This window comes from Sphingomonas sp. (assembly GCF_035490575.1).
Lineage (GTDB): Bacteria > Pseudomonadota > Alphaproteobacteria > Sphingomonadales > Sphingomonadaceae > Sphingomonas.
Genome location: NZ_DATJLI010000182.1, coordinates 1 through 3,382, shown reverse-complemented (window position 1 = coordinate 3,382; position 3,382 = coordinate 1). Strand labels below are relative to the sequence as shown.

General features: G+C 63.0%; 2 protein-coding genes. Both read right to left on the bottom strand.

What is annotated here, in order from left to right; translation table 11 throughout:
• The coding region (locus VL973_RS13820; RefSeq protein WP_325284607.1) for a TonB-dependent receptor at positions 1–2,366 on the bottom strand (2,366 nt) is incomplete at its 3' end.
• A 152-nt stretch (positions 2,367–2,518) separates the two neighbouring features.
• Positions 2,519–3,382 (bottom strand): helix-hairpin-helix domain-containing protein (locus tag VL973_RS13815; RefSeq protein WP_325284606.1); only part of this gene is annotated, 864 nt, incomplete at its 5' end.

Sequence of the window (3,382 nt, the reverse complement as noted above, 5' to 3'; positions counted from 1 at the left end):
GTCGTCAGGCCCGTCGAAGCCGAACCGATATAGACCTCGTCAAACAGGTTGGTCAGGTTCAGCTGGAAGTAGGTCTGCTCGAGACCGTAATCGGCGAGCGAGTAACGCACGTCGATGTCGGCGACCGTGTAGGCCGGCAGTTCGACCGTGTTGATGTCGTTCAGGAAGCGCGGACCCGTGCGCTTGATCTGGCCGCCGATGTCGAAACCGCCGACCGACGCCTGAATACGGGCACCGAACATATATTCGGGTGCGCCCGATTCACGATTTCCCGCGGTGGGAGCAAAGGTATCGGCGCCGGTCTGGACGTCGTCCTTGATTTCCGAGTCCTGATACGAACCGAACACATAGGCCAGGACCTGCGGGATCGGCTGGATCGAGATCGAACCGTCGATGCCGTATTTCTCGACTTCGCCCAGATTGCGCGTGACGCTGCAATCGCAATCGGGGTCATAGGCGCTGGCAAGACGGTTGGTGTATTTCGAGAACCAGCCAGTCAGCTGGGCCTGGACGATCCCCGTCTGATAGCGAACGCCAAGGTCGAAGCTGTCCGAGGTCTCGGGATCAGGCTGACCGCTGGGATCACTCTCGTCAAAGAAGAGCGCACCGTAAAGCGCGTCGGTGCCCGGAACCGAGATGTTCTGGGTATAGCTGGCGAAGGTGCTGAACTCAGGTGTGAAGTTGTAGGTGAAACCGACGCTGGGCAGGAACTTGTCATAGCTCAGCACCCGCGACCGTGGCGCCGCATAGGTCGGATTGTCCGCGGCATAGGCGCCAAGATCAATGTCCGGGTTGGGGCACGAGACGCCACCGCCGGCATTGGTGGTGAAGCAATACTGGTTCAGGTCGCGCTCGAAGAAGGGCACGCGGCCGCCGAGCAGGACGACCAGCTTTTCGTCGAGGAATTCACCGCGATATTCGCCCGATGCCTGATGCAGCGTGGCATAGGACAGACGGTTGCGGTCCTGTAGCGCGGTGCCATCGGCAGTCAGGATCGGATCGTTGACGGGGAACACGTCGAACGGCTCGCCGGTGATGTCGATGAAGCCGCTTTCGCCGGTCTGGCGATGACGCGCGCGGTCGAACGTATACGACACGCGGACACGGTGGTTATCGTTGATGTCATAGGCCAGGTTGGCGATGACGCCGTAACGACGCGTCTGCGTCTGGCTGGGCGACAGGACGCGAACCTGGTCGAGCAGGTCGCCGTCGCCGTTCAGGTCGACGCCGAACGCATAGCCGCCGTTGACAAAACCGAAGATCGGATTGCCACCGGCGGTGCGATATTGCGGGTCTTCAAAGCCGACGGCGGCGCCACCGCCATTGGCCTTCACATACTGGAAGCTGGGGTCGACCGTCAGCACCAGGCCATCGCGCAGTGTGAAGCGCGAATTGATGCGGATGTTGCCGGTGTTCGACGGATTGTAGCGACGCTCGAAATCGTTGCCGCAGCCATTGGGCGTGTCGGCCACGCCGGCCTGCGGCGTGGTGGTGTTGCAGGGAAAACCGCCGGCCACGTCATAGAAGCGGTCTTCCGGTTCCAGCGGGAACGCCAGGTTGTTCGACGGCGAACCGTTGAAGTTGTTGCGGTTCTCGTTGTAGTGGCCCGCAACCGCGATGAAGTCGCCGTTGGTGCCGATTTCCTGATAGATGCGGCCGTTATACTGCTGCTTATCGACCCCGCCATAGTTGGCGTAGGTGCTCTCGTTCGTTGCCTTCGATGCCGAGAACCAGGCCTTGGTGCCGAAACCGGTGATGTCGCCGGTGTGGATCATGCCGAACACGCGGTGGAACGGACGGCTGCCCGGATCGCCGCGCGCGATGATGTCGCCATAGCTGGCGCTGAGCATCGCGCCCAGTTCGTCGCGTGGGGTCAGCGTGCGGATGTTGATCGTGCCACCAACGGCCGACGCGGTCGGGCTGTCAACGTCGGTCGAACCGAGCGAAACCGTCACCGACTCGATGATTTCGGCATCGAACTGCTGGTTGGTGTAAAGTGCGTAATTGCCCGAATCGTTCAGCGGAATGCCGTCGACCGTCTGCGAGATGCGGTCGGAACCGAAGCCGCGAACGGTGAAGTTGCCACCCAGCGAACCGAACGGGTCGTTGTTGGTGAAGCTGACACCCGGGACCAGGTTAATCATGTCGTTGACGGTCTGGCCGGGCGTCTGGCGAAGCAGCAGCTCGCGTTCGAGTTCGACACGCGCCTTTGGCGTGTTGGGAATGTCGACACCGCCGACATCGCTCGAACCGGAACCGGTGACAACGATGGCATCGTCTTCGAAGTCCAGCGAACCCGTTGACTGTGCAAAGGCAGTGCCCGGAATGGAGAGCGCAGCAAAAGCCACGCTGGCAAACAGCTTCATCCGCATTTTCAATTTCCCCTAGCGCGCGCGTTTCGCGCGGACCCATGCGGCGCTTCGACGCGCCGTCAGGGGCGCCAGTGGCGATCCACTGTTTCGGTTCCATGACAAAACGGACAATGACGCATTCACTTTTGATGCGTTGCACAAATGCATCACTGCGCTGCGGCAACGATCTCCAGCCAGCCGGGTTCGTCGATCACGCGGATGCCAAGCTCGACGGCCTTCTTCGCCTTGGACCCCGCGCCTGGCCCCGCAACCAGCAGGTCGGTTTTGGCCGATACCGAACCCGAGACCCGCGCGCCGAGCGACTCCGCCTGCGCCTTTGCCTCGTCGCGCGACAGGGTTTCCAGCGTGCCGGTAAACACCACCGTCTTGCCCGACACGTCGGACGTGCGCGCGCTTTCCCGATAGGGCGGCGGCGATACTTCGGCGAGCAGGTCGTCCCACACCGCGCGGTTGTGCGGTTCGTGGAAGAAGTCGGCCAGCGCATGGCCGACAGCGGCACCGACCTGATTGACGCCGATCCGTTCGGCCATCGCCTTGTCGAGCCGGTTGCGGTGCTTGGTCGCATCCTCGCCCAGCGCCGGGGTCAGCGTTTCGCGCAATTCGATCAGCGCGTCGGCCAGCTCGCGAATGGCGTCCAGCGTGCCGAAGTGCCGCAGCAGGTCGCGCGCCGTCACCGCGCCGATGTGGCGGATGCCCAGGCCGAACAGCAGCCGCGCGGGATCGGGTTCGCGCCGCGCCTCGATCGCGGCAAGCAGGGCGTCGACCGACTTGTCCTTCCACCCCTCGCGCCCGATCAGTTCGTCGCGATGCGTGGCCAGGCGGAAAATGTCGGCGGGTTCCCTGATCCAGCCAAGACCGACAAACGCGACCAGCGTCTTTTCGCCCAGACCGTCAATGTCCATGGCGCCGCGGCTGACGAAATGCTTCAGCCGCTCGATCCGCTGGGCGGGGCAGATCAGTCCGCCGGTGCAGCGGACATCGACCTCGCCCTCCTCGGCCACCGCCTCGCT